The 24,639-nt window shown below is 65.3% G+C and carries 26 protein-coding genes and 1 pseudogene; 19 read left to right on the top strand and 8 right to left on the bottom strand.

Features of this window, described 5'->3' with window-relative positions:
• Window positions 1–4 precede the first annotated feature (4 nt).
• From BCY78_RS11340 to BCY78_RS11335, 3 genes are read left to right on the top strand one after another with little or no spacing between them, the layout of a single operon-like run.
• Complete coding sequence (locus tag BCY78_RS11340) at window positions 5–766, top strand: gamma-glutamyl-gamma-aminobutyrate hydrolase family protein (RefSeq protein ID WP_068301631.1); 762 nt, start codon at window positions 5–7, stop codon at window positions 764–766.
• Window positions 745–909, top strand: coding sequence for a hypothetical protein (locus BCY78_RS25570; protein WP_158515923.1), 165 nt, complete (start codon window positions 745–747; stop codon window positions 907–909). The genes BCY78_RS11340 and BCY78_RS25570 overlap by 22 nt, the downstream gene beginning before the upstream one ends.
• A gap of 22 nt (window positions 910–931) precedes the next feature.
• Window positions 932–1,417, top strand: coding sequence for an META domain-containing protein (locus tag BCY78_RS11335; protein WP_068301628.1), 486 nt, complete (start codon window positions 932–934; stop codon window positions 1,415–1,417).
• Window positions 1,418–1,467: 50 nt separating this feature from the next.
• Here the strand turns inward: BCY78_RS11335 and hemN are convergent, their stop codons facing one another.
• Complete coding sequence (gene hemN / locus BCY78_RS11330) at window positions 1,468–2,823, bottom strand: oxygen-independent coproporphyrinogen III oxidase (protein ID WP_068301626.1); 1,356 nt, start codon at window positions 2,821–2,823, stop codon at window positions 1,468–1,470.
• Between the two features lie 50 nt (window positions 2,824–2,873).
• Between hemN and fnrL the strand changes: the two genes are divergently transcribed.
• From fnrL to BCY78_RS11315, 4 genes are all read left to right on the top strand, one after another.
• The gene (gene fnrL / locus BCY78_RS11325; protein WP_068301623.1) at window positions 2,874–3,629 is read left to right on the top strand and encodes a transcriptional regulator FnrL; all 756 of its coding nucleotides are present in this window, start codon (window positions 2,874–2,876) and stop codon (window positions 3,627–3,629) included.
• Window positions 3,630–3,890: 261 nt separating this feature from the next.
• Complete coding sequence (locus BCY78_RS11320; protein ID WP_068301621.1) at window positions 3,891–4,421, top strand: hypothetical protein; 531 nt, start codon at window positions 3,891–3,893, stop codon at window positions 4,419–4,421.
• A gap of 149 nt (window positions 4,422–4,570) precedes the next feature.
• Window positions 4,571–4,711 carry a hypothetical protein gene (locus BCY78_RS25565; protein WP_158515922.1) on the top strand — a complete coding sequence of 47 codons (141 nt, stop codon included), beginning with the start codon at window positions 4,571–4,573 and terminating at the stop codon, window positions 4,709–4,711.
• 156 nt (window positions 4,712–4,867) lie between these two features.
• Window positions 4,868–5,353: a hypothetical protein gene (locus BCY78_RS11315; RefSeq protein WP_068301618.1), complete on the top strand. Its 486-nt coding sequence runs from the start codon at window positions 4,868–4,870 to the stop codon at window positions 5,351–5,353.
• A gap of 69 nt (window positions 5,354–5,422) precedes the next feature.
• Here the strand turns inward: BCY78_RS11315 and BCY78_RS11310 are convergent, their stop codons facing one another.
• Both BCY78_RS11310 and BCY78_RS11305 read right to left on the bottom strand, forming a co-directional pair.
• Window positions 5,423–7,390, bottom strand: coding sequence for a bifunctional 2',3'-cyclic-nucleotide 2'-phosphodiesterase/3'-nucleotidase (locus tag BCY78_RS11310; protein ID WP_068301614.1), 1,968 nt, complete (start codon window positions 7,388–7,390; stop codon window positions 5,423–5,425).
• A gap of 288 nt (window positions 7,391–7,678) precedes the next feature.
• On the bottom strand, window positions 7,679–8,518 hold the full coding sequence (locus BCY78_RS11305; RefSeq protein ID WP_068301611.1) for a universal stress protein: 840 nt from the start codon (window positions 8,516–8,518) through the stop codon (window positions 7,679–7,681).
• 229 nt (window positions 8,519–8,747) lie between these two features.
• Between BCY78_RS11305 and ccoN the strand changes: the two genes are divergently transcribed.
• The 11 genes and pseudogenes from ccoN to BCY78_RS24620 all read left to right on the top strand — a co-directional run.
• Window positions 8,748–10,349 carry a cytochrome-c oxidase, cbb3-type subunit I gene (ccoN, locus tag BCY78_RS11300; protein ID WP_068301608.1) on the top strand — a complete coding sequence of 534 codons (1,602 nt, stop codon included), beginning with the start codon at window positions 8,748–8,750 and terminating at the stop codon, window positions 10,347–10,349.
• A gap of 15 nt (window positions 10,350–10,364) precedes the next feature.
• Window positions 10,365–11,090, top strand: a complete 726-nt coding sequence (gene ccoO, locus BCY78_RS11295; RefSeq protein WP_068301605.1) for a cytochrome-c oxidase, cbb3-type subunit II — start codon at window positions 10,365–10,367, stop codon at window positions 11,088–11,090.
• Between the two features lie 13 nt (window positions 11,091–11,103).
• Window positions 11,104–11,316 carry a CcoQ/FixQ family Cbb3-type cytochrome c oxidase assembly chaperone gene (locus BCY78_RS11290; RefSeq protein ID WP_068301602.1) on the top strand — a complete coding sequence of 71 codons (213 nt, stop codon included), beginning with the start codon at window positions 11,104–11,106 and terminating at the stop codon, window positions 11,314–11,316.
• A complete protein-coding gene (gene ccoP / locus BCY78_RS11285) occupies window positions 11,316–12,191 on the top strand; it encodes a cytochrome-c oxidase, cbb3-type subunit III (protein WP_068301599.1) in 876 nt (291 codons plus the stop codon). Before BCY78_RS11290 ends, ccoP begins: the two co-directional genes overlap by 1 nt.
• A 271-nt stretch (window positions 12,192–12,462) precedes the next feature.
• Entirely contained in the window at window positions 12,463–13,890 is a 1,428-nt protein-coding gene (gene ccoG, locus BCY78_RS11280; protein WP_068301596.1) for a cytochrome c oxidase accessory protein CcoG, read from the top strand.
• Window positions 13,887–14,360, top strand: a complete 474-nt coding sequence (locus tag BCY78_RS11275) for a FixH family protein (RefSeq protein WP_068301593.1) — start codon at window positions 13,887–13,889, stop codon at window positions 14,358–14,360. The genes ccoG and BCY78_RS11275 overlap by 4 nt, the downstream gene beginning before the upstream one ends.
• Before the next feature lie 10 nt (window positions 14,361–14,370).
• A complete protein-coding gene (locus BCY78_RS11270; protein WP_068301589.1) occupies window positions 14,371–16,596 on the top strand; it encodes a heavy metal translocating P-type ATPase in 2,226 nt (741 codons plus the stop codon).
• Between the two features lie 10 nt (window positions 16,597–16,606).
• A complete protein-coding gene (ccoS, locus tag BCY78_RS11265; RefSeq protein ID WP_068301585.1) occupies window positions 16,607–16,765 on the top strand; it encodes a cbb3-type cytochrome oxidase assembly protein CcoS in 159 nt (52 codons plus the stop codon).
• 98 nt (window positions 16,766–16,863) lie between these two features.
• Entirely contained in the window at window positions 16,864–17,463 is a 600-nt protein-coding gene (locus BCY78_RS11260) for a superoxide dismutase (protein WP_068301582.1), read from the top strand.
• Between the two features lie 157 nt (window positions 17,464–17,620).
• Window positions 17,621–17,845 carry a hypothetical protein gene (locus tag BCY78_RS11255; RefSeq protein WP_068301579.1) on the top strand — a complete coding sequence of 75 codons (225 nt, stop codon included), beginning with the start codon at window positions 17,621–17,623 and terminating at the stop codon, window positions 17,843–17,845.
• Window positions 17,845–18,258, top strand: a pseudogene (locus BCY78_RS24620) (host attachment family protein); the annotation flags it as partial. The gene BCY78_RS11255 and the pseudogene BCY78_RS24620, both read left to right, overlap by 1 nt.
• Before the next feature lie 122 nt (window positions 18,259–18,380).
• Here BCY78_RS24620 and BCY78_RS24615 read toward each other — a convergent pair.
• The 5 genes from BCY78_RS24615 to BCY78_RS11230 form a co-directional block, all read right to left on the bottom strand.
• Window positions 18,381–19,268: an endonuclease/exonuclease/phosphatase family protein gene (locus BCY78_RS24615; RefSeq protein ID WP_369808700.1), complete on the bottom strand. Its 888-nt coding sequence runs from the start codon at window positions 19,266–19,268 to the stop codon at window positions 18,381–18,383.
• 116 nt (window positions 19,269–19,384) lie between these two features.
• Window positions 19,385–20,236 carry a hypothetical protein gene (locus tag BCY78_RS25225; protein WP_068301574.1) on the bottom strand — a complete coding sequence of 284 codons (852 nt, stop codon included), beginning with the start codon at window positions 20,234–20,236 and terminating at the stop codon, window positions 19,385–19,387.
• A gap of 244 nt (window positions 20,237–20,480) precedes the next feature.
• On the bottom strand, window positions 20,481–21,086 hold the full coding sequence (gene leuD, locus BCY78_RS11240) for a 3-isopropylmalate dehydratase small subunit (RefSeq protein WP_068301571.1): 606 nt from the start codon (window positions 21,084–21,086) through the stop codon (window positions 20,481–20,483).
• A 14-nt stretch (window positions 21,087–21,100) separates the two neighbouring features.
• Window positions 21,101–22,522: a 3-isopropylmalate dehydratase large subunit gene (gene leuC, locus BCY78_RS11235; protein ID WP_068301568.1), complete on the bottom strand. Its 1,422-nt coding sequence runs from the start codon at window positions 22,520–22,522 to the stop codon at window positions 21,101–21,103.
• A gap of 212 nt (window positions 22,523–22,734) precedes the next feature.
• On the bottom strand, window positions 22,735–23,115 hold the full coding sequence (locus tag BCY78_RS11230) for a VOC family protein (RefSeq protein ID WP_068301565.1): 381 nt from the start codon (window positions 23,113–23,115) through the stop codon (window positions 22,735–22,737).
• Window positions 23,116–23,185: 70 nt separating this feature from the next.
• Between BCY78_RS11230 and BCY78_RS11225 the strand changes: the two genes are divergently transcribed.
• Window positions 23,186–24,586, top strand: coding sequence for a mechanosensitive ion channel domain-containing protein (locus BCY78_RS11225; RefSeq protein WP_068301562.1), 1,401 nt, complete (start codon window positions 23,186–23,188; stop codon window positions 24,584–24,586).
• The last annotated feature ends 53 nt before the right edge of the window (window positions 24,587–24,639 follow it).

Here is a 24,639-nt window from a genome sequence, read left to right as displayed (position 1 = left end):
CAACATGCCGCGAAAGCGTCCCGTTGTCGGCGTCATCGGCAACGCCGCCCTTCTGAACGAAACCTATCAGGTGCATGCCGGAGGGGCGATGAACTCGGCCGCGATCGCCGAGGTTTCGGATGCCACGCCGCTGCTGGTACCCGCCGACCCGCGCTATGTCTCGGTGAACGAGCTGCTGGAGATCTGCGACGGCTTCCTGTTCACCGGCGGCCGCCCGAACGTCCACCCCGAAGAATACGGCGAGGCCGAAACCCCCGCGCATGGCACTTTCGACCGCTGCCGCGACGCCATCACCCTGCCGCTGATCCGCGCCTGTGTGGAGCGAGGCCAGCCGATCCTCGGCGTCTGCCGCGGCTTTCAGGAGGTGAACGTGGCGATGGGCGGCTCGCTCTATCCTGAGATCCGCGATCTGCCCGGTCGGATGAACCACCGCATGCCGCCCGACGGCACGCTGGAGGAGAAATTCGCCCTGCGCCACAAGGTCACCTTCACCGAGGGCGGGCCGTTCCACCATCTGCTGGGCTCGACCGAGGTGATGACCAACACCTTGCACGGGCAGGGGATCAAAACCCCCGGCGCGCGCATTGTCATCGACGGCTACGCCCCCGACGGCACGCCCGAGGCGATCTATGTCAAGGATGCGCCGGGCTTCACGCTTTCGGTGCAATGGCACCCGGAATACAACGCGGCCAAGGATCCGGTGTCGCGGCCCCTCTTCGCGGCCTTTGGCGAGGCTTTGCGGCAATGGGCGCATGTCAGCGCCTGATTGAACCGAACCCGCAGCCCGCACGACTGACCTTCGTAACCCCAACGGAGGTCATCATGGACAAGCTTCTCGTACTGCTCGCCGGCATCCTCGGTGCCTTCATCGCCATCGTTCCCGCCACCGCGCCCGCATTGGGCCTGTGACGGAAAGGCCAAGGAGCAAAAGATGCTGAAACCGCTGATCCTGACGCTGGCCATCGCGCTGCCGCTGCCGTCCTACGCCGATGTCCTCGTGCCGCAGGCGGTGACAAGGGGGACCAACACCATGATCACGCCCGTCAGCGGCGAGGGCGTGCCCTTTGCCGGCCATTGGCAACTGGGCACCCTGTTGCAGAACGGCGCGCCCGCGCGCTTGGACCCGGCGGCGCTGGCGCAGGTCTCGTTGCAGATCGACGCGCAGGGGCATGGCTCTGGCTCGAACGGGTGCAACCGGATCATGTTCCAGCTTGAGGCCCGTGGCGGCCGTGGTTGGGGTACGGATGGCGTTTCCAGCACCCGGATGCTGTGCCACGGCGACGCGGCCGAGGTCGAACGGCTGGTGATGGCCGCCCTCAACGACAGCGCGCGGTATGTCCTGACGGGCGGTGGCTCGGTGCTGCAGGTCTATGACGCGGACGGAATCCTGCGCCTGATCCTGAACCGGGCGGGCTGACCGCCTCCGGACCCGGCAAAGGAAAGGGGGCCCGCAGGCCCCCGATCTCGTCAGATGGCCGAGCTGTGGCCGGTCTTGGCCATGGCATAGGCGTCGAAGCAGGTGGCGATCATCCGGGTCAGGGGGCGCCCGGCCTCGGGGATCGACAGGCCCTGCGCATCGTGGCGCACGAAGGAGCCGAACTTCTCGGCCACCGGCGCGAACAGGGCATCGGCCCGCGCCCGCGTCAGGCCGAAGTCACGCACCAATTCTTCCGTCCGGACGGCGAAATCGCACATCAGCGCCTCGATGATCCGGGCGCGCAGGCGGTCCTCGCCGCCGAAGGCATGGCCGCGCTTGGTGGCGAATTCGCCCTCGCGCACCGATTTCACCCAGCCCGAGGTCGCCGCGTTCATCTGCGCATAGCCCTGCGGGAACTTGGAGATCGACGAGGCGCCCAGCCCGATCAGCACCTCGGAGGTGTCGTCGGTATAGCCTTGGAAATTCCGCCGCAGCGTGCCGTTCTTCGCCGCCACCGCCAGCCCGTCCGAGGGCCGCGCGAAATGGTCGATGCCGATGTCGACATAGCCATCCCAGTTGAACAACTCCTGCGCCGTGGCAAAGAGGTCGAGCCGTTCTTCCGGCCGGGGCAGGGTGTCCGAGGGGATCATCTGCTGGCGCCGCGCCATCCACGGCACATGCGCATAGCCATAAAGCGCCACGCGGTCGGGCGAGAGCGACAAGAGCTTCTGCACCGAATCCGCCAGCCGCGCGTTGCTCTGGTTCGGCAGGCCATAGAGGATGTCGGCGTTGAGGCTGTGCACGCCCCGCGCGCGGATCATCTCGACGGCGGCGCGGGTGATCTCGTAGCTCTGGTCGCGGCCGATGATCTTCTGGATCTCGGGGTTGAAATCCTGCACCCCGATGGAGGCGCGGTTCATCCCGGCCTCGGTCAAGGCATCAAGGCGCGCCTCGTCGATCTCGTTCGGGTCGATCTCGACCGAGAACTCGGCCCCCTTGCCCAGCGGCACCACATCGAAGATCGCCGCCGCCAGATCGCGCATCTGCGCCGCCGGCATCAGCGTCGGCGTGCCGCCACCCCAATGCAGCCGCGACAGGGTCACGCCCTGCGGCAGGGTGTCACGCAGAAGCGCCAGCTCCTGCTTCAGGGTCTCGACATAGGCGATGACCGGGTCCTCGCTGGAGGTGCCCTGCGTGCGGCAGGCGCAGAACCAGCACAGGCGCCGGCAAAACGGCACATGCAGGTACAGCGAGATGGGGCTGCCCTCGGGGATGGCGCCAACCCATTGGCGAAACAGCGAAGGTCCCACCGCTTCCGAGAACTGCGGGGCCGTCGGATAGCTGGTATAGCGCGGCACGCGCGCGTCAAAGAGACCCAGTCGGGCGAGTTGCGATTCCGTATCCATTCGCCTAATTTGTGCATTATTGCCCTCCGGGCCTTGACCCAGATCAAGACATGCAGAAAACGATTATCGCCCCTGTTAAGTTTACCCATGTTCAGTGTGGCGATTGTCCGATCCGCCATCGCGCCGTCTGTGCGCGCTGCGATTCCGACGAGCTGACCAGCCTGGAAGAGACGAAATACTACCGCAGCTTCGAAGCCGGCCAGACCATCGTGTGGTCCGGCGACCGGATGGATTTCGTGGGCTCGGTCGTCACCGGCATCGCCACGCTGACCCAGACCATGGAAGACGGCCGCCGCCAGATGGTCGGTCTGTTGCTGCCCTCGGATTTCGTCGGCCGTCCGGGCCGCGAGACCGCGGCCTATGACGTCGTCGCCACCACCGATCTGGTGATGTGCTGCTTCCGCAAGAAGCCCTTCGAGGAGCTGATGGTGCAGACGCCGCATGTCGGCCAACGCCTGCTGGAGATGACGCTCGACGAACTCGATGCGGCGCGGGAATGGATGCTGCTGCTCGGTCGCAAGACCGCGCGCGAGAAGATCGCCAGCCTGATTGCCATCATTGCCCGCCGCGATGCCTCGTTGAAGATGCAGAAGAGCGAGGGCCGGGTGGTCGTCGACCTGCCGCTGACGCGTGAGGCGATGTCGGAATATCTGGGCCTGACGCTGGAAACGGTCAGCCGTCAGATCAGCGCCCTGCGCAAGGACGGCATCATCGAGGTCGAAGGCAAGCGCCACATCACCATCCCCGATTTCGATCGTCTGATCGAAGAGGCCGGCGATGACAGCGATGGCGGTTTCCTCGTCTGACACAGACGCCAAAGGAATCGCCGTCCCGTTAACCGAGTCGCAATGCCTGTCGGTGGGTCACAACCGGCAGGATGAGTCGCGCCGCTGTCCTGCGCGCAGTGGTTAAGGATTCAGTTTTACAGATTAACGGGCCGTTTTCTTGTGTTAACGCCCGGTTTCAGCCACCGAGTCACCCTTTGCGCCACGGGTGCGCCGCAATCGCGCCACGGTTCTCCCTGACTGTTTCCAAACAAAGCGTTAACGTGAGCAGGAAACAGCAGCATGTTCGATTGGGATCGGGATTACGACAGCGTGGTCGAGCGCGGCGCCGCCGAGTCGGGGATCGTGATCCATGCCGAGCCTGCCGTCTCCACCCCGGCTCCCGGTCGTGTCGAGCGTCTGACGTCGCGCCTCCGCGGTGCCGCGGGCCGGTCGCTGATGGCGGTCGCCGTGGTGTTGGGGCTGGGGGCCGCCGGCTCTACCGCCCTGCTGCTTCAGGACGCGCCCAGCCTTTACAGACTGCAAGCCGCGCTGGCCGTGCCGCTGCACTTCCTCGGCCTCGACGATTCCGCGATGCCGGAAGAGCTGATCGCCTACGACCAAACGCAATACGACAATTTCCGCCACGGCATCGCCCGTTTCAGCGACACCGATCTGGCCGCCTATGCCCGCAGCGCCGAAGCCACCTTGGCCGGCGACAGTGCGCTGGAGGCCTTTACGCGTGACGCCCTGTTCCTGACCTATCGGGAGATGGAGCGCCGGGGGCTGGTGCGTCCGACGGCCTCGCTTGCCGGGTTCTATCGGCAGCTTTGATCGGCGCGAAGATCGCGCAGGCACCTGAAATTCCACAATCTTTCCGCTATTCGCCCGCAACGCTGCCACGCTTGCGGGCGATGCTTTAGGACAGGGACGGGACAGGGCCGGCAGAACGCCGCACCCGCTGACCCCAAGGAGGAGAGACCATGAAAACCCGCCGTCAGAAACGCGCCGTCCACCGCAACCGCAACCGCCTGTCCGTCTACCTCTATGGCTCCGACCGCGAGGGCGTGGCGGGATCGACCACCTGCTTTGCCGGCTGCAGCGGCGGGGTTCTCTCGTCCTGATCGTTAAAATTGTCTGAAAATTCAGCGCATTCGGCGGCACGTTAGGGTGTTGATAACCGTGTTTTCGGCAAACGCGTGCCGCAATCTCGCCCGGTTCCAGCGGCAGATCTGGGGTCACCCCGGAACTTGGGGAACAGAATCGCAGGACTCGGGACGATGAAATCGCTCTTGCAACATTGGTGGCGCCGGGACGTCGGCACGATCACCGTCGATTGGGTGGTGGTTTCGGCTGCCGTGGTTGGCCTTGGGCTGGCGACGATCGCGGCTGTGCGCTCGGGCTCGAACGGAAACTTCCAGGCGGGTCACGCCGGGATCAGCACCGCCAGCATTCTTCCCGTCGCGCATACGCCCGAAGGGGAAGGCTTGGTCGCTTGGTCGCTGCTGACCATGAGCGAGCCGATGTTCGACGCCCATCTGAGCTTCTTCGCCGAGGTCGATCAGCGCACCCGCGACCTGTATTACGCGGATTACGCCAGCATGGTCACCGCGATGATCGCCGCGCAGGATGTGCATTCCGCCGGGCTCTATCTGGATGCCATGGCCGCCGTGCTGCGCGCGACCGCAAATGCGGGCGCCGTCATTCATACCGAGGGGCCGACGATCACCGATCTGGGCACGCGCTTCAACGACATGCTGGGCTGACACGACGCACGGCCGGAACGGAAACGGGGCGCCCGACAAGGCGCCCCGTTCCTTTTTCTGCCCAGAGGATCAGAGGGTGATGCGGTAGAGCGCGAAGCCGCCCTCGCCCTCACCCGCCGCTTCCATCTGCACGCCACGGGCACGGACGTCCTCGACATATTGCGCCGCCGCCGGGCCGGTCTCGAACAGGACGGTTGCACCCTCGATCGGCGCGAAGCCCCAGTTGCCATCCGCCGCCGGCGCGATGGTGCCATTCTGCACGATGTAGCGCACGATGATGTCGCGGTTGGTGTCCGGCGCGCGGAACACGATGGTCGAGCCATCGGCGCCCGGGAAGTGACCACCGCCACCGGCGCGGTAGTTGTTGGTGGCGACGATGAACTCGGCCGCGTCGTCGATGGGCGCGCCATCGAACATCAGGTCGACAATGCGATGCGCATCCTCGGCCACCACGGCGCCGTCATTGTCGTAGCGCGAAGGCTGCGACAGGTCGATCTTGTAGGTGACACCATCGATCACGTCGAAATTGTAGGACGGGAAGGACGGGTTCAGCAGCACCTGATCGGCTTCGCCGGGGTTGATCTGGTTGAACATGCCCGCCGAACGCTCCAGCCATTCACGCACCTGCGCGCCGGTGATCCGGACGGCCATCAGCGTGTTCGGATAGAGATACAGGTCGGCCACGTTCTTGATCGCCACCGGGCCCACGGGGACATCGGTGTAATACTCGGGACCACCGCGACCGCCGGCCTTGAACGGCGCCGCGGCCGAGAGGACGGGAAGGCCCTCGTGCTCGGTGCCGCGCAGGATGTCCGAGACATACCATTTCTGCGCTTCCGAGACGATCTGCACCGAGGGGTCATCCGCCACCAGCGCGAAGTAGCTGTACAGCGGCACCGAGGTCTGGCCGACTTCGGCGCGGACGTATTCCAGCGTCGAGGCATGGGCCTCGGCGGTGGCGTCGACGATGGGCGCATAGTCGCTGACCAGCGCGGTGATCGAGCGGTCCTCGTTGCGCTGCGAGATCGGGCGGGTCGCGCTTTCCGAGCTGGCGATGGACCAGCCATTGCCGTCATGCGTCAGCATCAGGTCGATGATGCCCAGATGCGAGCCCCAGAAACCGGCCATGACGGCGGGTTTACCCATCAGCGTGCCGGCCTCGGCGTCGATGCCGTCGCCTTCGTGGTTGGTGCCCGGGAACACGAGGTGCTGGTGGCCGGTGACCACCGCGTCGATGCCTTCAACCCCCGCCAGATACAGCGAGGCATTCTCCATCATCGGGTCGTATTCCGAGGCCGAGATGCCCGAGTGCGACAGCGCGATCACGATGTCGGCGCCCTCTTCCTTCATCTTCGGCACCCAGGCCTCGGCGGCCTCGACGATGCCGCGGACGTTGTATTCGCCCTCCAGATGGGCGCGGTCCCACTGCATGATCTGCGGCGGCAGGAAGCCGATGATGCCCACCTTGATCGGCATCTCGGCGCCCGATCCGTCGGTCAGCACCTTCTCGAGGATGACATAGGGCTGGGTGTGCAGCGTGTCCTCAAGCGGGGTCGCGCCGAGGGCCGAGCCGAAGTTGGCGCTGACGACCGGGAAATTGGCGCCCGCATTGACCTTGTCGAGGAATTCGACGCCGTAGTTGAACTCGTGGTTGCCCAGCGTGCCCGCGTCATAGCCCAGCGTGTTCATGGCGGCGATGATCGGGTGGATGTCCCCCTCGTTCATGCCATGCTCATAGGCCATCCAGTCGCCCATCGGGTTGCCCTGGAAATAGTCGCCATTGTCCACGAGCATTGTGTTGGTCGCTTCGGCGCGGATCTCCTCGATGATCGAGGCGGTGCGGGCCAGACCCACGGTGTCGACCGGGCGGTCGCCGTAGTAATCATAGGCCTGCGCGTGGCAATGCAGGTCCGTCGTGGTCAGGATGCGCAGGTGGGCCTGCCCGGCTTGGGCGCGGGCGGAGAACGGGTGCAGTAACACGACGCCGGTGGCAGCGGTAGTGGACGCGAGGAAGGCTCGGCGCGTCAGGCGGGTCATGGGTGGATCTCCCTGTGTGTCTGGTCGTCTCTGTCGGACGAGAGGCGATGGTGGACCCACGGCGCGGCTTCGGCAACAATTTTGACCCAAGGTTCAAATTGTGACAGCGAAAGCCCGCCGTGTGATGCCTGTTTCATCACGCGTGCCAATGACAGGCGCATGACAGATCGGTCCCTGCCGCTGAGTCACGGTGCCAGTTCACAAGAGGAGATTGTTGCGCGTGTCGGGGCGATTGTCCGTCGTCTGATCGGACTGGCCCCGGCGCGCACCGGGGCCAAGACGTCGCCCTTAATGGGCGAGGAACACGGCGCGCTTGGCATTCTCCAGCACGTTGCGGGTCGCGCCGCCGAGGATCGCCTCTCGCAGGCGGGAATGGCCATAGGCGCCCATGACCATCAGCGAGGCGTCGATGTCCTCCATATGGCGCATCAGCACGTCCGAGACGCGCGGCAGGGTCTTCGCAAGAACCGAGACCTCGGCGCGGACGCCGTGGCGCGCCAGCATCTGCGTCAGCATCCCGCCCGGGTCCGAGCGTTCGGGGCTATGCGCGGGTGGATCGATCACCACCACCTGCACCGAATCGGCCGCCTGTAGCAGCGGCAGGGCGCGGCGTACGGCGGACAGCGCCTCGTTCGACTGGTTCCACGCGATCATCACCCGCTCGCCGAAGGCGTCGGGCAAGCTGCCGTCCGGAAGGACCAGAACCGGGGCCTGCCCTTCGAACAAGGCGGCCTCTATCGCGGCTTCCTGACTGGGCAGCGCGCCTGCGCCATAGGGGCGGGACTGGATCACCAGATCCGAGAAACGCGCCCGCAGGCCCACCAGCGACGGCAAGCCGCCATATTGCGCGACAGCCGATTCCGCGCCCCAGCGCAGCGTCTCGCCGCCCAGAAGCTTGCGGGCCTGTGCCTCCAGTGCTTCGGCCTCGGCCTGCGCGCGCTCCAGCGTCTCCTGAAGCAACAGGGGCGAGGCCCCCATGTAGAAGCCGCCCGCCGGGGTCATATCGACGCCCAACAGGCAGGCCGTCAGATGCGCATCGTGGCGCGCGGCGAACTGGATGGCGCCGGGCAGGGTACCGGCAACTTCCGTCTCGCCGGCGAGGAATGTCAGGATTGACTTATAGGCCATGAGGAACTCTCCTTCCGCGTGTGTCGTCTGCGGATCATCTTCCCCTGCGATCATCGGTCGCGCGGGGTGCGACGACATTGATCCTCGTCAATGTAGGGCGATTTCGGCCACTTGACCTGAATCAAGGTTTCCAAGGCTCGGGGGCGAGATAACGGCCTCGGCGCAACAGGTCCCGATTCCGTGAGGTCTCGGGGGAAACGCTAAAAATTTGAACGAAGGGACGCAAACAATGTGGGATTACGTCAAGCTGATCGTGCTTGCCGTCGTCGCGGTGCTCGCCGCGATCGCGGCCTCGCACGCGCGTGACCTCGCCTACCTGGTCCACATGATCATTTTCATGTCGGCCGCGGCGATCGCCTTCCTGTGGCAGATCCGCCATATGGAAGAAGCGGTTCACAACCAAAACGAATACATGGACGGCGTAGTTCGCTACGGCGTCGTCGCCACCGCCTTCTGGGGCGTGGTGGGCTTTCTGGTGGGCGTCGTCATCGCCTTCCAGCTGGCCTTCCCCAGCCTCAACCTGGAAGTGCTGCAGGGCTTCGGCAATTTCGGCCGTCTGCGCCCGCTGCACACCTCGGCGGTGATCTTCGCCTTCGGCGGCAACGCGCTGCTCGCCTCGGCCTTCTACGTCGTCCAGCGCACCACGGCGGCCCGCCTGTTCGGCGGTGGCCTCGCGTGGTTCGTGTTCTGGGGCTATCAGGTCTTCATCCTAATGGCGGCGACCGGCTACCTGCTGGGCTCGACCCAAGGCCAGGAATACGCGGAACCCGAATGGCTGACCGACCTGTGGCTGACCATCGTCTGGGTGGCGTTCCTGATCATCTACCTCGGCACGCTGATCAAGCGGAAGGAACCCCACATCTACGTGGCGAACTGGTTCTACCTGTCGTTCATCGTGACGATCGCCATGCTGCATGTCGTCAACAACCTGCAGATCCCGGTCTCGTTCTTCGGGTCGGATTCGGTTCCGGTCTGGTCGGGCGTGCAATCGGCGATGGTGCAATGGTGGTATGGCCACAACGCCGTGGGCTTCTTCCTGACCGCCGGCTTCCTGGGCATGATGTACTACTTCATCCCGAAACAAGCTGAACGCCCCGTCTATTCGTACAAGCTGTCGATCATCCACTTCTGGGCGCTGATCTTCCTGTACATCTGGGCTGGCCCGCACCACCTGCATTACACCGCGCTGCCCGACTGGGCGCAGACGCTGGGCATGACCTTCTCGATCATGCTGTGGATGCCGAGCTGGGGTGGCATGATCAACGGCCTGATGACGCTCTCGGGCGCCTGGGACAAGCTGCGCACCGACCCGGTGATCCGGATGATGGTGGTGGCCGTGGGCTTCTACGGCATGGCGACCTTCGAAGGTCCGATGATGTCGATCCGCGCCGTGAACTCGCTGTCGCACTACACGGACTGGACCATCGGTCACGTGCACTCGGGTGCGCTGGGCTGGAACGGCATGATCACCTTCGGGATGCTCTATTACCTGACCCCGCGCCTGTGGAAGCGTGAGCGCCTCTATTCGCTGTCGCTGGTGAGCTGGCACTTCTGGCTCGCGACCATCGGCATCGTGCTCTACGCCGCCTCGATGTGGGTGACCGGCATCATGGAAGGTCTGATGTGGCGTCAGGTCGACGCGCAGGGCTTCCTCGTGAACTCCTTCGCCGACACCGTGGGTGCGAAGTTCCCGATGTATGTGGTCCGTGGCCTTGGTGGGACGATGTTCCTCGTGGGTGCCCTGATCATGTGCTACAACCTGTGGATGACCGTGCGCAAAGTCGGCGAGGCAAAGCCTGCCGCCGCTGCCGCCGCGGTTGCCGCTGAATAAGCGGAGGGTGATGACATGAGCATTCTCGATCACCACAAGAAAATCGAAACCCATGCCACCCTGTTGCTGGTCCTCAGCTTCCTGGTGGTGACCATCGGCGGTCTGGTGCAGATCGTGCCGCTCTTCTACCTCGAGAACACCATCGAGGAAGTGGAAGGCATGCGTCCGTACTCACCGCTGGAGCTGGCGGGTCGTGAGATCTACGTCCGCGAAGGGTGCTACGTCTGCCACAGCCAGATGGTCCGCCCGATGCGCGACGAGGTCGAGCGTTACGGCCATTACTCGCTGGCGGCGGAGTCGATGTACGACCACCCGTTCCAGTGGGGCTCGAAGCGGACGGGGCCTGACCTCGCCCGGATCGGCGGTCGCTACTCGGACGCCTGGCATGTCGCGCACCTGATCAACCCGCGTGACGTGGTGCCGGAATCGGTGATGCCGCCCTATGCCTACCTGATGGATCGCCCGATCACCGGCGAATACATCCAGGACCTGATGAGCACCTACGCGATGGTCGGCGTCCCCTATACGGACGAGATGATCGCTGCTGCGCCCGAGGACTTCACCGTCCAGGTCGACCCGTTCGGCGACACCGGTGGGCTGCTGGAGCGCTATCACTCCGCGCAGGTTCGCAACTTCGATGGCCAGGAAGAACTGACCGAGATGGACGCCCTGATCGCCTATATGCAGATGATCGGTACGCTCGTCGACTTCAGCACCTTCCAGGCGGACGAGAGCCGCTGAGGGAGCAAGAGACATGGAAACCTATTCGCTTCTCCGTGCCTTCGCTGACAGCTGGTACCTGCTGTTCATGACCCTGTTCTTCGTCGGCATCATTGCCTGGGCCTGGCGCCCCGGCAGCCGCGAGGTTCAGAGCGAAGCTGCCCGCAGCATCTTCCGCAACGATGACACACCGGCGCGGGACGGGGCCTCGGGCCCTGCCCAGCACCTCAGCGAGGGGGCACGGTAATGGCCGCACCGAACAAGAAGAACCACGACCGCCCGACGACGGGCCATTCGTGGGACGGGATCGAGGAATTCGACAACCCGATGCCGCGCTGGTGGCTGTGGACCTTCTACGCCACCATCATCTGGGCCGTGGTCTACTGGATCCTGTTCCCGGCATGGCCGCTGGTTCGCGGCGCGACCGCCGGCATGCTGGGCTACTCGTCCCGCGCCGATGTCGCGGCCGAGATCCAGGCCGTCGATGACGCCAATGCCGTCTGGTACCAGCGTCTCGTCGACACCGATGTCAACGCCATCCACGAAGACGCCGATCTGCAGCGTTTCGCCGTGAACGCCGGGGCCGCGGTCTTCCGCGCCCAGTGTTCGCAGTGCCACGGTGCCGGCGCCGACGGCATTCGTCCGGGCTCGGGCTTCCCGAACCTGAACGATGACGAATGGATGTGGGGCGGCACCATGGACGACATCGTCCAGACCGTCACCTACGGGATCCGCAACGAGGACTTCCCCGATGCGCGTTACTCGGAAATGCCGTCCTTCGGCCGTGACGAGCTGCTGACCTCGGAAGAGATCGACCAGGTCGTGAACCACGTCCTGAACATCTCGGGTCAGGCCCACGATGCCGCTCTGGCCGAAGCGGGCGCCGAGGTGTTCGACCTCAACTGCTCGTCGTGCCACGGCGTCAACGGCGAGGGCGACCAGTTCCAGGGTGCGCCGGCGCTGAACAACGCGATCTGGCTCTATGGCGGGTCCGAGGCCGAGATCCGCGCCTCCGTCACGGTGGCCCATTTCGGCGTCATGCCGGGCTTCACCGAACGCCTGAACGAGGCCCAGATCCGCGCGGTCGCCTCGTATGTCCACCAGCTGGGTGGCGGTCAGTAAGACCTTCGGTGCCGGGCCCCTGCGGGTCCGGCATCCTTTCGAACCCGGGGCCCGCAAGGGTGCCGGCGGCTGCACCGGACCCGATCCTGTTCGCGCGTTTCCCGGGATCGGTGCAGCCTGAAGTCCGCAAAGGTGCACCCGGCTCGTCCCGCCGGTGTGCGCCTTTGCCACATTTAATCCGCGCCCCGAATTCGGGTTTTTGATTCAGGTCAAGGCTGACACGCGACCCCTCGTGCGATTGACGCTCAAGCCAAGATCAAGGAGCGATTCCGTGAGTACCTCCGAAGAGCCAGAAAAGCTGTACGCCGCCCGCGAGCCGGTGTTCCCGCGCCGCGTGAAAGGCGACTTCCGCAACCTGAAATGGTGGCTGATGGGGCTGATGCTGGGCATCTACTACATCACGCCGTGGATCCGCTGGGACCGTGGCCCGGCGATGCCGGATCAGGCGGTTCTGGTCGACCTCGCCAATCGTCGCTTCTTCTTCTTCATGGTCGAGATCTGGCCGCACGAATTCTACTTCGTCGCGGGCCTTCTGATCATGGCCGGCATCGGGCTGTTCCTGTTCACCTCGGCCTTGGGCCGGGTCTGGTGCGGCTATGCCTGCCCGCAGACCGTCTGGACCGACCTCTATATCCTCGTCGAGCGCTGGGTCGAGGGCGACCGCAACGCCCGCCTGCGCCTGTACCGTCAGCCCTGGGGCCCTGAGAAGATCCGCAAATACGGCACCAAATGGCTGCTGTGGCTGCTGATCGGCCTCGCCACCGGCGGCGCCTGGGTCTTCTATTTCACCGATGCGCCGCAGCTGCTGGTCGATTTGGTCACCTTCAACGCCCACCCGGTCGCCTATGGCACCATCGCCTTCCTGACCGCGACGACTTTCCTGTTCGGCGGCTTCTTCCGCGAGCAGGTCTGCATCTACGGCTGCCCTTGGCCGCGCATTCAGGCCGCGATGATGGACGAGGACACGATCACCATCAGCTACCGCGAATGGCGCGGCGAGCCGCGCGGCAAGATGAAGAAGGGCGCGCTGGACCCCAATCAGGGCGATTGCATCGACTGCATGGCTTGCGTGAACGTCTGCCCGATGGGGATCGACATCCGCGACGGCCAGCAACTGGCCTGCATCACCTGCGGCCTGTGCATCGACGCCTGCAACGACGTGATGGACAAGATCGGCAAGCCGCGCGGGCTGATCGGCTATCTGGCCCTCTCGGACGAGGTGCGCGAACGCGCCGGCAACGCGCCGAAATCGGTCTGGAAGCACGTCTTCCGGCCCCGGACCATCGTCTACACCGTGCTTTGGGCCGGGATCGGGGTTGGCCTGCTGGTCGCGCTGTTCCTGCGCACCGACATCGACATGTCGATCTCGCCCATTCGCAACCCCACCTATGTCACCCTGTCCAGCGGCGCGATCCGCAACGCCTATGACATCCGCCTGCGCAACATGAATGCCGAGCCCCGGCAGTTCTACCTGACCGTCGCCAACGAACCGTCGATCACCTTGACGATGGAAGGCGTGCAGGGCCAACTGGTCACCGTGGGCCCGGACGAGCAGCTGATCCAGCGTGTCTACCTGACCGCCGCGGCGGGTACCGATGCCGCGACCACGGCCAGCACGCCCGTCCGGCTCTGGGTCTCGGTCACCGGCGAGACCGACCGTATCCATGGCGACACCGTCTTCAACGGGAGAGAGCAATGAGCACCACCCAACCCAAGGGCCGCCCGCTGACCGGGCGCGGCGTCCTGGCGATCACCGTGTCCGCCTTCGGGGTGATCATCGCCGTGAACCTCGTCATGGCCTATTTCGCGGTCGAGACCTTCCCGGGGCTTGAGGTCCGCAACTCCTACGTCGCCAGCCAAGGCTTCAACGACCGGATGCGCGCGCAACAGGCACTGGGCTGGACAACCGAGGCCGATCTCACCGGCGGCACCCTGCGCGTGCGGGTGACCGATGCCTCGGGCGCGCCGGCGCCGGTGGCGGCGATCACCGCCGTGCTGGGCCGTCCCACGACCGAGCGTGAGGACGTGACGCCTGCGCTGGCTTTCGACGGCGAGGCCTTCGTGGCCGATGTCGAGGCCGATTACGGCAACTGGGATCTGCGCATCGCGGCCGAAGCCGCGGATGGCACGGCCTACACCTACCGCGTGGACCTGGTTCACCACCGCTGAGGCCGGAGAGATGAGAGACACCAGCGCCGACAGTGACTTCGACCCGGCAGGCTACGGCCCGGCGCCGATCTCGGCGTGCCCGGCCTGCATCGCCACGCCCTCGGCGGTCGAGCGGGCCCGCGCCGCTGCGGCCGAGGCCTCGGCCCGGATCATGCTGTCGGTGCCGGATGCGCATTGCGCGCTGTGCATCCAGACCGTGGAATCGGATCTGGAAAAGATGGCAGGGGTCAAATCCGCGCGGTTGAACTTGACCCTGCGCCGCGTCTCGGTCGAGGCCGAGCCGGGCGTCACCGCACAGGACATCGCCGCGCGGCTCACCGGCATCGGCTATCCGGCCTACGAGCTGGACCCCGGCCAGCTGTCGATGACCGAAACCGACAAGCAGGGCCGTGATCTGCTGATGCGGCTCGGTGTCGCGGGCTTCAGCATGATGAACATCATGCTGCTGTCGGTCGCGGTGTGGTCCGGCGCCACCGATGCGACACGCGATCTGTTCCACTTCATCTCGGCGATGATCGCCGTGCCGACCGTCGCCTTCTCGGGCCAGCCGTTCTTCCGCAAGGCCTGGGCCGGGGTGAAGAACGGGCGTCTGGACATGGATTTCCCGATCTCGCTGGCCATCGTGCTGGCCACCGGCATGTCCCTGTTCGAGACCTTCAATGGCGGCCATCACGCCTATTTCGACGCCGCCGTTATGCTGACCTTCTTCCTGCTGGCCGGGCGGTATCTTGACTTCCGCACCCGTGCCGTGGCCCGATCCGCCGCGCAGGAACTGGCCGCGCTGGAGGTGCCCCGCGCCATCCGCCTTGTCGGCTCGGGCGAGGAAACCGTGGCCGTCAGCGACTTGGCGCCGGGCGATGTGGTGATGGTGCGCCCCGGTGGCCGGATCCCGGTTGATGGCGTCATCCTCGCCGGCACGTCCGAGCTGGACCGCAGCCTGCTGACCGGCGAGACGCTGCCGGTCTTCGCGGGCCCCGATCTGGTCGTCACCGCGGGTGCGGTGAACCTGACCGGCCCCTTGACCATTCGCGTGACGGCGGCGGGCAAGGACAGCTCGCTGCACCGCATGGCCGATCTGGTGGCCGTGGCCGAGAACGCCCGCAACAAATACACCACGCTGGCCGAGAAAGCGGCGCGGATGTATTCGCCCTCGGTCCATCTGCTGTCCTTCGCGGCCTTTGGCGTCTGGATGTGGATCACCGGCGGCGATGTGCGGTTCGCGCTGAACATCTCGGCCGCGACGCTGATCATCACCTGCCCCTGCGCGCTGGGCCTCGCCGTGCCTGCCGTGGTCACCGCCGCCTCGGGCCGGTTGTTCCGCAAGGGCCTGCTCATCAAGGACGGCTCGGCGCTGGAGCGTCTGGCCGAGGTCGACACCATCGTCTTCGACAAGACCGGTACGCTGACCATGGGCACGCCGGAACCCGTCTCTCTGGACGGCCTGTCGCGCGAGGCGCTGGAAATCGGCGCGGCGCTGGGGACGGCCTCGTCCCATCCCTTGGCACAATCGCTGGCGCAGGCCGCCCGCGCGCAGGGCGTGATCCCCGCCGTGCTGGAGGACGTCGCCGAAGTGCCGGGGCATGGCGTGCAGGGCATCTGGCAAGGGCTGCGCGTCCGTCTGGGCCGGGCGAACTGGGTGGGGGCCGAGGCGCTTGATGTCACCGCGGCCTATCTGTCGATCGAAGGGCAGGCACCGCAAGCCGTGGCCTTTGCCGACCGCCTGCGCGACGGCGCGGAAGAGGCCGTCGCCGCCTTCAGGGCACAGGGCCGCAAGGTGATCCTGATCTCTGGCGACGTGCCGGGCGCGGTGGGCGAGCTGGCTGCCCGTCTGGGCATCGACGATTGGCGGGCCGAGGCCCTTCCGGAAGACAAATCCGCCGCCATCGAGGCGCTGCAAGCGCAAGGCCACAAGGTGCTGATGGTGGGCGATGGCCTCAACGACACCGTGGCGCTGTCGGCCGCGCATGTGTCGATCTCGCCCGCCTCGGCGCTGGACGCAGCGCGGGTGGCCTCGGACATTGTGCTTCTGGGTGCCTCTCTGGCCCCGATCCCCGAGGCCCAGCGGGTCGCCGGCAAGGCCGTCCAACGTATCCGTGAGAACTTCGCGATCTCGTTTGGCTATAATATCATCGCCGTGCCCATCGCGCTGGTGGGCCTTGCCTCGCCGCTCATCGCCGCGCTGGCCATGTCGGTCTCGTCGATCACCGTGGCGCTTAATGCGCTGCGCCTGAAATAGGAAAACGCCCGTGGAAGTGCTTGCCGTCCTGATCCCCGTGTCGCTGTTTCTGGGCCTCGGCGGGCTTCTGGCCTTCTGGTGGACCCTGCGCCGCGGCCAATATGATGACCCCGAAGGCGACAGCCAACGCATCCTGCGCGGCGATTATGACGACCACCCAAAGGTTTGAGCCCTGACCTGCGCGCAAAGCCGCATCGCACGGCCTTGACCTTTGGCCCCGACGCGCCCTTATTAGCCCCAACGGAACGCTAACAAGAGGTTGCCGCGATGTCCTTTACCCTTCCCGATCTGCCCTATGCCCACGATGCGCTCGCCTCGCTCGGCATGTCGAAAGAGACCCTCGAGTATCACCACGACATCCACCACAAGGCCTATGTCGACAACGGCAACAAGCTGATCGCCGGCACCGAGTGGGAAGGCAAGTCGCTGGAAGAGATCGTCAAAGGCACCTATCAGGCCGGCGCGGTTGCCCAGAACGGCATCTTCAACAACGCCTCGCAGCACTGGAACCACATGCAGTTCTGGGAAATGATGGGCCCGGGCGAAGGCGGCATGCCGGGTGAGCTGGAAAAAGCGATCACCGAGAGCTTCGGCTCGGTCGAGAAATTCAAGGAAGATTTCTCGGCTGCCGGTGCGGGCCAGTTCGGTTCTGGCTGGTGCTGGCTGGTGAAAGACGCCGACGGTTCGCTGAAGGTCACCAAGACCGAGAACGGTGTGAACCCGCTGTGCTTCGGCCAAACCGCTCTGCTGGGCTGCGACGTCTGGGAGCACTCGTACTACATCGACTTCCGCAACAAGCGTCCGGCCTACCTGACCAACTTCCTCGACAAGCTGGTCAACTGGGAAAACGTGGCCTCGCGCCTCTGATCCCTTCCGGATCGCCGATGCACCGACCCCGCGCCCACCGGCGCGGGGTTTTTTGTTGTGCGCAGCGGTGTGGTGCCGACTGGCGTCGGCGTGATCGCGGCGGGCGGAACTGGGGCCTGCGGGGGACGTTTTCCTTGCAGCAAGAAAGGAGGCTTCCATGGCTGAACGACTGCGTTCGCAAGATGGATCGCGCGACACCGATGCCATCCTCGAGGAGGACGAGGGCATGGGTGCGACCGGCCAGCAAGGCAGTGCTGGGGGAAACCTGCAGCGCAAGGTCGGCACGCGCGATGAGAAGAAGCGCCACGACGAGACCTCGGCCGGGGTGACCCGTGCCCTTGGCGGGGATCGTCACGACAGCGGGAGCAAGGAGAAGATGTGATGAGTGCTCTGAAGGAAGGTACCTGGGTGCTGGTGGCCGATGGCCAGAAGGCCCTGTTTCTGCGCAACGACATGGATGCGCAGGACCCCATGCTGACGGTGATCCGCATCGAGGAGCAGGAGAATCCCGCCGATCGCGAGCAGGGCACCGACCGTCCGGGCCGGATGGCGGATGGCGGTCCGGGCCAACGCTCGGCGCTGGCGGAAACGGATTTCCACCAGTTGGCGAAAGAGCGTTTCGCCGATGATCTGGCCGAGATCTTGTACAAGCAGGCGCATAAGGGCCGCTACGATGCCTTGGTGATCGCCGCCCCGCCGCAGGTGCTGGGGGAGCTGCGCGCCAAGATGCACAAGGAGGTCGCCTCCAAGGTCGTGGCTGAGCTGGACAAGACGCTGACCAACCATCCGATCGACAAGATCGAGACGTTGATCAAGGACGCGCTGGAACACGCGGGACCAAACCGGGGGGGCGGGGGCATCGAGCCCCCGCCCCGCCGGCGCGCAGAGACGCGCGCGGTTGGTGCCTTTGGTGTCGGTCAATCCGTCAATCGAAGGTCCGCCCAAACGAGCGCATGGCCTGCGTCCGACCCCGGCCAGAGCAGGCCGCTCCGCTCCACGATGATCCCGGACGATGGCAACAGATACTCTGTCCGCAAGGCCCCGGGGCCGTCGGGCCAATGGCCGGTGGCGCTGCTGTCTGCGCCGTCCGGCCCTGCCGCGTGAGGTGCCGGGTCCTGTAGCCGAGGGTCGGCCAGCAGGCGGGCCATCAGGGCGTGGTCTCCGTCCCCGTTCTCAGGGTCCAGATTGGCGCCACCGAGCAGGACGAAGCTGTCCGGGGGGCGCTGATCGAGGTGCCAGAGCCAGAAAGCTGTCTCGTCGTGATTGCGGTGGAAGTTGCGCTGATACGGCCCGCCGAAGACCGGGGGACCGGCATGCCAGGCCAGCAGCGTCAGAGGGCCGTAGGGTGTATTGACGGGCACCCGCCAATGGCCGGTGCTGGAGAGCCGTTGGATCGCCTGCGCCTCGGGCGAGGGGTAGGGCTGGCCATCGCGCTGAGGGTAGCGGTTGCCCGGCAAGTCGCGCCAGAGGACCGCGCTGAAGTCCTCGGCCTGCGCCGCCTCAATGGGCCAGCGGGACAGCAACGCCATGCCCCCCGCGCCGGGGAAGCGGCCCCAGCCCTGCGCGTCGTCCCCCTCATTCCGCCGCCCATCCCCGTCGAGATCCAGCCCGGTCGCCAAGCCGGTGTTGGGGCGGGGGGCGTAGCTGTGCGGCAGGGGCAGGCCGGCTTCCGCCAATATGTCGGTGAAGGCGGCCAACGCTTGGCCTGCGTAGTCGTAGTCGAAATCCAGCAGGAGCACGACGTCGGGTTGGACCTGAACCAAGGCATCGCGGACGCGCAGGACATCGGCTTCCTCACGCCGGATGTCCGCCAGCAGCAGGCCGGGGCCGTCCCGTCCAAGGTCCGTATGGAAAACGGCCAGCCGCAGGGTCTGCGCGCTGGCCGTGAAGGAAGCAAAGATGCTGAAGAGAAGCGCCGCGATCAGGCTGCAGCGAAGGCGTTTCCCTCGCTGTCGGCGAAGCGACGGCGGCTGGCGCGGATCATGCGCGCCACGCGGGCCATGGCGGTGCCGCGCATAACCAGGCTGGCCGGGATATAGGCCCAAAGCACGATCCCCCAGACGAATCCCATCGGCGACAGCAGCGTCAACGGCTTCATCAGAAGCTCGGACGCGAGGACAGCCGCCGGCAGCAAGAATGGCAGAATGATCCCTAACGCAATGTTAATGCGGGCGTGGCGCTGCAGGCGTTGCACGACGTCATTGCCCGCGGTCGGATCGAAGGTCGGCAGGTTGATCCAGACATTGAACGGGCCCGAGCCCATCGGCCAGGCGTTCAGCCGGATCGCGGTGACGAAGCCCAGAACGGTCGTCACGGCCAGAACCAGTGCCAGCGCGGCGCCGTCACGGACTTGAACGATATGTTCAGGGCTGACGGAATCAGGGAGGGCGGCGATGAGAAGCCGCACGGGGCTGAAGGCGAAGTCCAGAAGCTGGCCACAGGCCGCCGCCGCGCTGGCGGTCAGGCCACCGAGGAGCCCCGGCTCCACGCCGTTGCGCTGCAGAAGCGACATCATCAGGGCCAGCACGGCCACCAAGGCAAAACGGGTACGGTTGAAGGGCGCGGCGAAGCGGAACTCGATCAGGCCGGGATAATCCGAGGAATATTCGGCGAAGACGATGCCACCGGCGAACAGCGCCAGCAGGATCATGCTTTGGGCAATGTCAGGCGCCGTCGAAGGGATCGCCATGGCCGGGAAGATCGCCATGAACACGACGAGAAGGGCGCGTGCGATGGCGCCCGGGACGTGTGACCTGGTTTTCGTGTCAGCCATGCTCGATGCCCTGGCCGGCCGGGTTGAGCCGGTGGTTTTCTTGCGGCGCCCGGCGAAGGGTGCCGCCTGCCTCAATTTTGCCACAATCCTGCCCATTTCCACGGATCCCCGCAAGTGTTGGAAACAGCATGCGGGAAGATGCGGCAAATTCCGAGGCGGAAATGTCGCAGCTTTGCAGCAAGTTAGAGGCAAAAAAGAGGCATCCTTAACAGGATGCCTCAAGCGTTTGAATTGTAGAGACGAATCAGAGCCAGGGGAACTGGGTCTTGGCGCGCTCTTCATAGGTATCGATGGCCGAGACCTTCTCCAGCGAGAGGCCAATATCGTCGAGACCGTTCATCAGGCAATGCTTCTTGAACGCGTCGACCTCGAACGGGAAGCTCTGGCCATCTGAGGCGGTGACCGTCTGCTCTTCGAGGTTCACGGTCAGGCGGGCATTGGCGCCCTTGGCCGCGTCGTCCATCAGGTAGTTGACGGCCTCGGCCGGCAGGACCACCGGCAGGATGCCGTTCTTGAAGCAGTTGTTGAAGAAGATGTCGGCGAAGCTGGTCGAGATGACGCACTTGATGCCGAAATCCTTCAGCGCCCACGGCGCATGCTCGCGCGACGAGCCGCAGCCGAAGTTGTCGCCGGCGACGATGATCTCGGCGTCGCGATAGGCCGGCTGGTTCAGCACGAAATCGGGGATTTCGTTGCCTTTCCGGTCGTAGCGCATCTCGTCGAACAGGTTCTTGCCCAGGCCCGAACGCTGAATCGTCTTCAGGAACTGCTTGGGGATGATCATGTCGGTGTCGATGTTGACCAGCGGCATGGGGGCCGCGATGCCGGTCAGCGTGGTGAACTTGTCCATATTTCCGTTCTCCCTCAGACCGTCTCGGTGGTCAGTTCGCGCACGTCGGTCAGGTGACCCGTCACGGCGGCGGCCGCGGCCATCGCCGGGCTCATCAGATGGGTGCGGCCCTTGTAGCCCTGACGCCCCTCGAAGTTGCGGTTCGAGGTCGAGGCGCAACGCTCTTCCTCGGCCAGCTGGTCGGGGTTCATCGCCAGACACATCGAGCAACCGGCCATGCGCCATTCGGCACCGGCATCGGTGAAGATCTGGGCCAGACCCTCTTCCTCAGCTTGCGCGCGCACCAGACCCGAACCCGGCACGACCATGCAGCGTACGCCGTCGGCGATCTTGCGACCCTTCAGCACGGCAGCAGCGGCGCGCAGATCCTCGATCCGGCCGTTGGTGCACGAGCCGATGAACACCGCGTCGATCTTCACGTCCGTGAGCTTCATGCCCGGGGTCAGGCCCATGTAGTCGAGCGAACGCTGCGCTGCGCCGACCTTGCCGCCGGTGAAGTCCGAGGCCGCAGGCACCAGCGCCGAAATCGGCAGCACGTCCTCGGGCGAGGTGCCCCAGGTGACGACGGGCTCGATCTCTTCGCCTTTCAGCGTAACGACCTTGTCGAAATGCGCGCCTTCATCGGTGAACAGCGTCTTCCAGTAGGACAGGGCGGCCTCGAACGCGGCGCCTTTCGGGGCGTGCGGGCGGCCTTTGACATACTCGAAGGTCTTCTCATCCGGAGCGATCAGGCCGGCGCGTGCGCCGCCTTCGATCGCCATGTTGCAGACGGTCATGCGGCCTTCCATCGACAGATCGCGGATCGCTTCACCGCAATATTCGATGACATAGCCGGTGCCGCCGGCGGTGCCGGTCGCGCCGATCACCGCGAGGGTGATGTCCTTGGCGGTCACACCCGGCTTCAGCTTGCCGGTGATCTCGACCTTCATGTTCTTGGACTTCTTCTGGATCAGCGTCTGGGTGGCCAGAACGTGCTCCACTTCCGAGGTGCCGATGCCATGCGCCAGCGAGCCGAAGGCGCCGTGGGTCGCCGTGTGGCTGTCACCACAGACGACGGTCATGCCGGGCAGGGTCCAGCCCTGTTCCGGGCCGACGATGTGCACGATACCCTGACGGACATCGGTCACCGGGTAGTAGTGGATGCCGAAGTCCTTGGCGTTCTTGTCCAGCGCGGCGACCTGGATGCGGCTCTCTTCCGGCATCTGGTCGGGGTTCTCGCGGCCCAGCGTCGTGGGGACGTTGTGGTCGGGAACGGCGATAGTCTTCTCGGGCGCGCGGACCTTGCGGTTGGCCATACGCAGACCTTCAAAGGCCTGCGGGCTGGTCACTTCATGGACCAGATGGCGGTCGATATACAGCAGGCAGGTGCCGTCATCGGCTTGGTCGACGACATGCGCGTCCCAGATCTTGTCATACAGAGTTTTCGGAGCGGTCATGGCTCATCTCTCGGATTTGGCTTGGAATGGCTGTGGCGCATAGGACTGCGCCGCGGGCGGACGATGAGTCAGCCGCGAAGTCGCGCGAGGACCGACCGGTTTTCCCGGCTGAAACGCTGCGGCAAGCGCGCGTGATCGGTCATGTCGAAATAGCGAGTCATGACGGCGTTCTTACGCCCGAATGCCTGCTCAGGCAACAGGATTGGAATCGCTCAGGCTTGCGCGGGCTGGATCAGGTCCCAGCGATTGCCCCAAGGGTCGCGGAACACGGCGACGATGCCATACTCCTCGTGCCGGGGCGCTTCTTCGAACACCGCACCGGCCGCTTCCAGCCGCGCGGCATCGGCGGCGAAATCCGTACTGGTCAGGAAGAAGCCGACGCGCCCGCCTGCCTGTTGGCCGATCGCGGCCCGCTGGTCGTCGACCGCCCGCGCGATCAGCAGGTCCGAGCCGCCGTCTGAGGGGCGCATGACCACCCAGCGCTTGCCGCCGCCCCGGTCCTCGTCCGTCACAAGCGAGAAGTCCAAGGCCCGGAAGAAGGCGATGGCGGGGTCGTAGTCGGGGACGAGGAAGGCGATGAGGTTCAGGCGCATGCCTTGGGCTAACACGCGAAGGAGCGCATGAAAACGTGGACTTACGCGGCCTGCGTCGTAAACTCGGGCCATGGACGGTGAACTCGCTCTTTGGCTGGGAAGCCTTGGCGAGAGTGCCCGAGAGTTCCTCGACGCGCTCGTCGCCTTCGGACAGACCATGCTGCTGCCCTCGCGCCTGCAGCAGATCTTCGTCGCGCTGGCACTGGTGCCGACGGCCTGGCTGCTGTCGCGCGGACTGGGCCCGCGCATGGAAGACTGGATGCGGGGGCTTGAGGGGCGGGCGAAATGGCAGCTGCGGTTGCTGATCGTCCTGCGCCGGCGGCTCGCGCTGATCCTGTATGTCGCGCTGATCTGGATCGCCGTCGCCGTCTTCGCGACACTCTATCACTTCCCGTCGCGCCGCTATGTGCTGGTGCTGGTCGCGACCATCTCTCTGGCGTGGCTGGGTATCCGGCTGGCGGCGCAGCTGATCCGCAACCGCTTCGTACGCAATCTGGTGATCTGGGCGCTGTCGATCTGGGCCACGCTCTATTACCTCGGGCTGTTGGATGAGACGACGGTGGCGCTGGACAGCGTGGCCGTCACCTTCGGCGAGTTCCGGCTGTCCGCCTTGGCGGTGATCAAGGCGCTGGCCCTGACTGCGGCCCTGGTGACCGGCGCGCGGACCCTGACGCTGACCTCCTCGCGCCGGATCCGCGAGGTGAAGGACATCTCGCCCTCGGTCCAGGAACTGCTGGTCAAGCTGCTGCGCATCGGCCTCTACGGCGCGGCTTTCTTCATCGGCCTGAAGGCGGTGGGTTTCGACCTCACCGGCCTCGCCGTGCTGTCCGGTGCCATCGGCGTGGGCCTCGGCTTCGGCTTGCAAAAGGTGGTGTCGAACCTTGTGTCCGGGGTGATCATCCTCCTCGATAAATCGGTCAAGCCCGGCGACGTGATCAGCCTCGGCGATACCTTCGGCTGGATCGAGGAATTGGGCGCGCGCTATGTCTCGGTCGTGACCCGGGACGGCAAGGAATACCTCATCCCGAACGAGGACCTGATCACCGGACAAGTCGTGAACTGGTCGCACACCAATGATTTCGTCCGGCTCGACATCCATTTCGGCACCTCCTACGAGGACGATCCCCATCTGGTACGCAAGGTCGCGGTCGAGGCCGCGTTGGGCTGCGATCGGGTGCTGAAACACCGCCCGGCGGTCTGTCACATCACCGGCTTCGGTGACAGCTCGGTCGACTATATCCTGCGCTTCTGGATCACCGATCCGTCCGGCGGGCTGACGAATATCCGTGGAAACGTCTATTTGGCGCTCTGGGACACCTTCAAAGCGCATGGAATCTCGATTCCCTTCCCACAACGTGAAGTCCGGGTCTTGAACGAGGCGCTGAAGGTCGATACGGCTCCCGCCCCAAGACAGGACTCGGGCTCAGGGCCGGGGCAAAGGCCGGAATCGGGCGAATCGTCGGCAAACTGATGCCGTTGGGGGCGCAGGATGGCTGTGCGCTCCATTGAGATTCGCCGACCGAG

The organism is Pararhodobacter sp. CCB-MM2, from assembly GCF_001691415.1.
Lineage (GTDB): Bacteria > Pseudomonadota > Alphaproteobacteria > Rhodobacterales > Rhodobacteraceae > Pararhodobacter.
This window is presented reverse-complemented; position numbering and strand designations above follow the sequence as displayed.

Bases quoted from the DNA above. Each gene is read 5' to 3' on its own strand.
- BCY78_RS11340 (WP_068301631.1), top strand. From the start codon at position 5: ATGCCGCGAAAGCGTCCCGTTGTCGGCGTCATCGGCAACGCCGCCCTT.
- BCY78_RS25570 (WP_158515923.1), top strand. From the start codon at position 745: ATGGGCGCATGTCAGCGCCTGATTGAACCGAACCCGCAGCCCGCACGA.
- BCY78_RS11335 (WP_068301628.1), top strand. From the start codon at position 932: ATGCTGAAACCGCTGATCCTGACGCTGGCCATCGCGCTGCCGCTGCCG.
- hemN (WP_068301626.1), bottom strand. From the start codon at position 2,823: ATGGATACGGAATCGCAACTCGCCCGACTGGGTCTCTTTGACGCGCGC.
- fnrL (WP_068301623.1), top strand. From the start codon at position 2,874: ATGCAGAAAACGATTATCGCCCCTGTTAAGTTTACCCATGTTCAGTGT.
- BCY78_RS11320 (WP_068301621.1), top strand. From the start codon at position 3,891: ATGTTCGATTGGGATCGGGATTACGACAGCGTGGTCGAGCGCGGCGCC.
- BCY78_RS25565 (WP_158515922.1), top strand. From the start codon at position 4,571: ATGAAAACCCGCCGTCAGAAACGCGCCGTCCACCGCAACCGCAACCGC.
- BCY78_RS11315 (WP_068301618.1), top strand. From the start codon at position 4,868: ATGAAATCGCTCTTGCAACATTGGTGGCGCCGGGACGTCGGCACGATC.
- BCY78_RS11310 (WP_068301614.1), bottom strand. From the start codon at position 7,390: ATGACCCGCCTGACGCGCCGAGCCTTCCTCGCGTCCACTACCGCTGCC.
- BCY78_RS11305 (WP_068301611.1), bottom strand. From the start codon at position 8,518: ATGGCCTATAAGTCAATCCTGACATTCCTCGCCGGCGAGACGGAAGTT.
- ccoN (WP_068301608.1), top strand. From the start codon at position 8,748: ATGTGGGATTACGTCAAGCTGATCGTGCTTGCCGTCGTCGCGGTGCTC.
- ccoO (WP_068301605.1), top strand. From the start codon at position 10,365: ATGAGCATTCTCGATCACCACAAGAAAATCGAAACCCATGCCACCCTG.
- BCY78_RS11290 (WP_068301602.1), top strand. From the start codon at position 11,104: ATGGAAACCTATTCGCTTCTCCGTGCCTTCGCTGACAGCTGGTACCTG.
- ccoP (WP_068301599.1), top strand. From the start codon at position 11,316: ATGGCCGCACCGAACAAGAAGAACCACGACCGCCCGACGACGGGCCAT.
- BCY78_RS11275 (WP_068301593.1), top strand. From the start codon at position 13,887: ATGAGCACCACCCAACCCAAGGGCCGCCCGCTGACCGGGCGCGGCGTC.
- BCY78_RS11270 (WP_068301589.1), top strand. From the start codon at position 14,371: ATGAGAGACACCAGCGCCGACAGTGACTTCGACCCGGCAGGCTACGGC.
- BCY78_RS11260 (WP_068301582.1), top strand. From the start codon at position 16,864: ATGTCCTTTACCCTTCCCGATCTGCCCTATGCCCACGATGCGCTCGCC.
- BCY78_RS11255 (WP_068301579.1), top strand. From the start codon at position 17,621: ATGGCTGAACGACTGCGTTCGCAAGATGGATCGCGCGACACCGATGCC.
- BCY78_RS25225 (WP_068301574.1), bottom strand. From the start codon at position 20,236: ATGGCTGACACGAAAACCAGGTCACACGTCCCGGGCGCCATCGCACGC.
- leuD (WP_068301571.1), bottom strand. From the start codon at position 21,086: ATGGACAAGTTCACCACGCTGACCGGCATCGCGGCCCCCATGCCGCTG.
- leuC (WP_068301568.1), bottom strand. From the start codon at position 22,522: ATGACCGCTCCGAAAACTCTGTATGACAAGATCTGGGACGCGCATGTC.
- BCY78_RS11230 (WP_068301565.1), bottom strand. From the start codon at position 23,115: ATGCGCCTGAACCTCATCGCCTTCCTCGTCCCCGACTACGACCCCGCC.
- BCY78_RS11225 (WP_068301562.1), top strand. From the start codon at position 23,186: ATGGACGGTGAACTCGCTCTTTGGCTGGGAAGCCTTGGCGAGAGTGCC.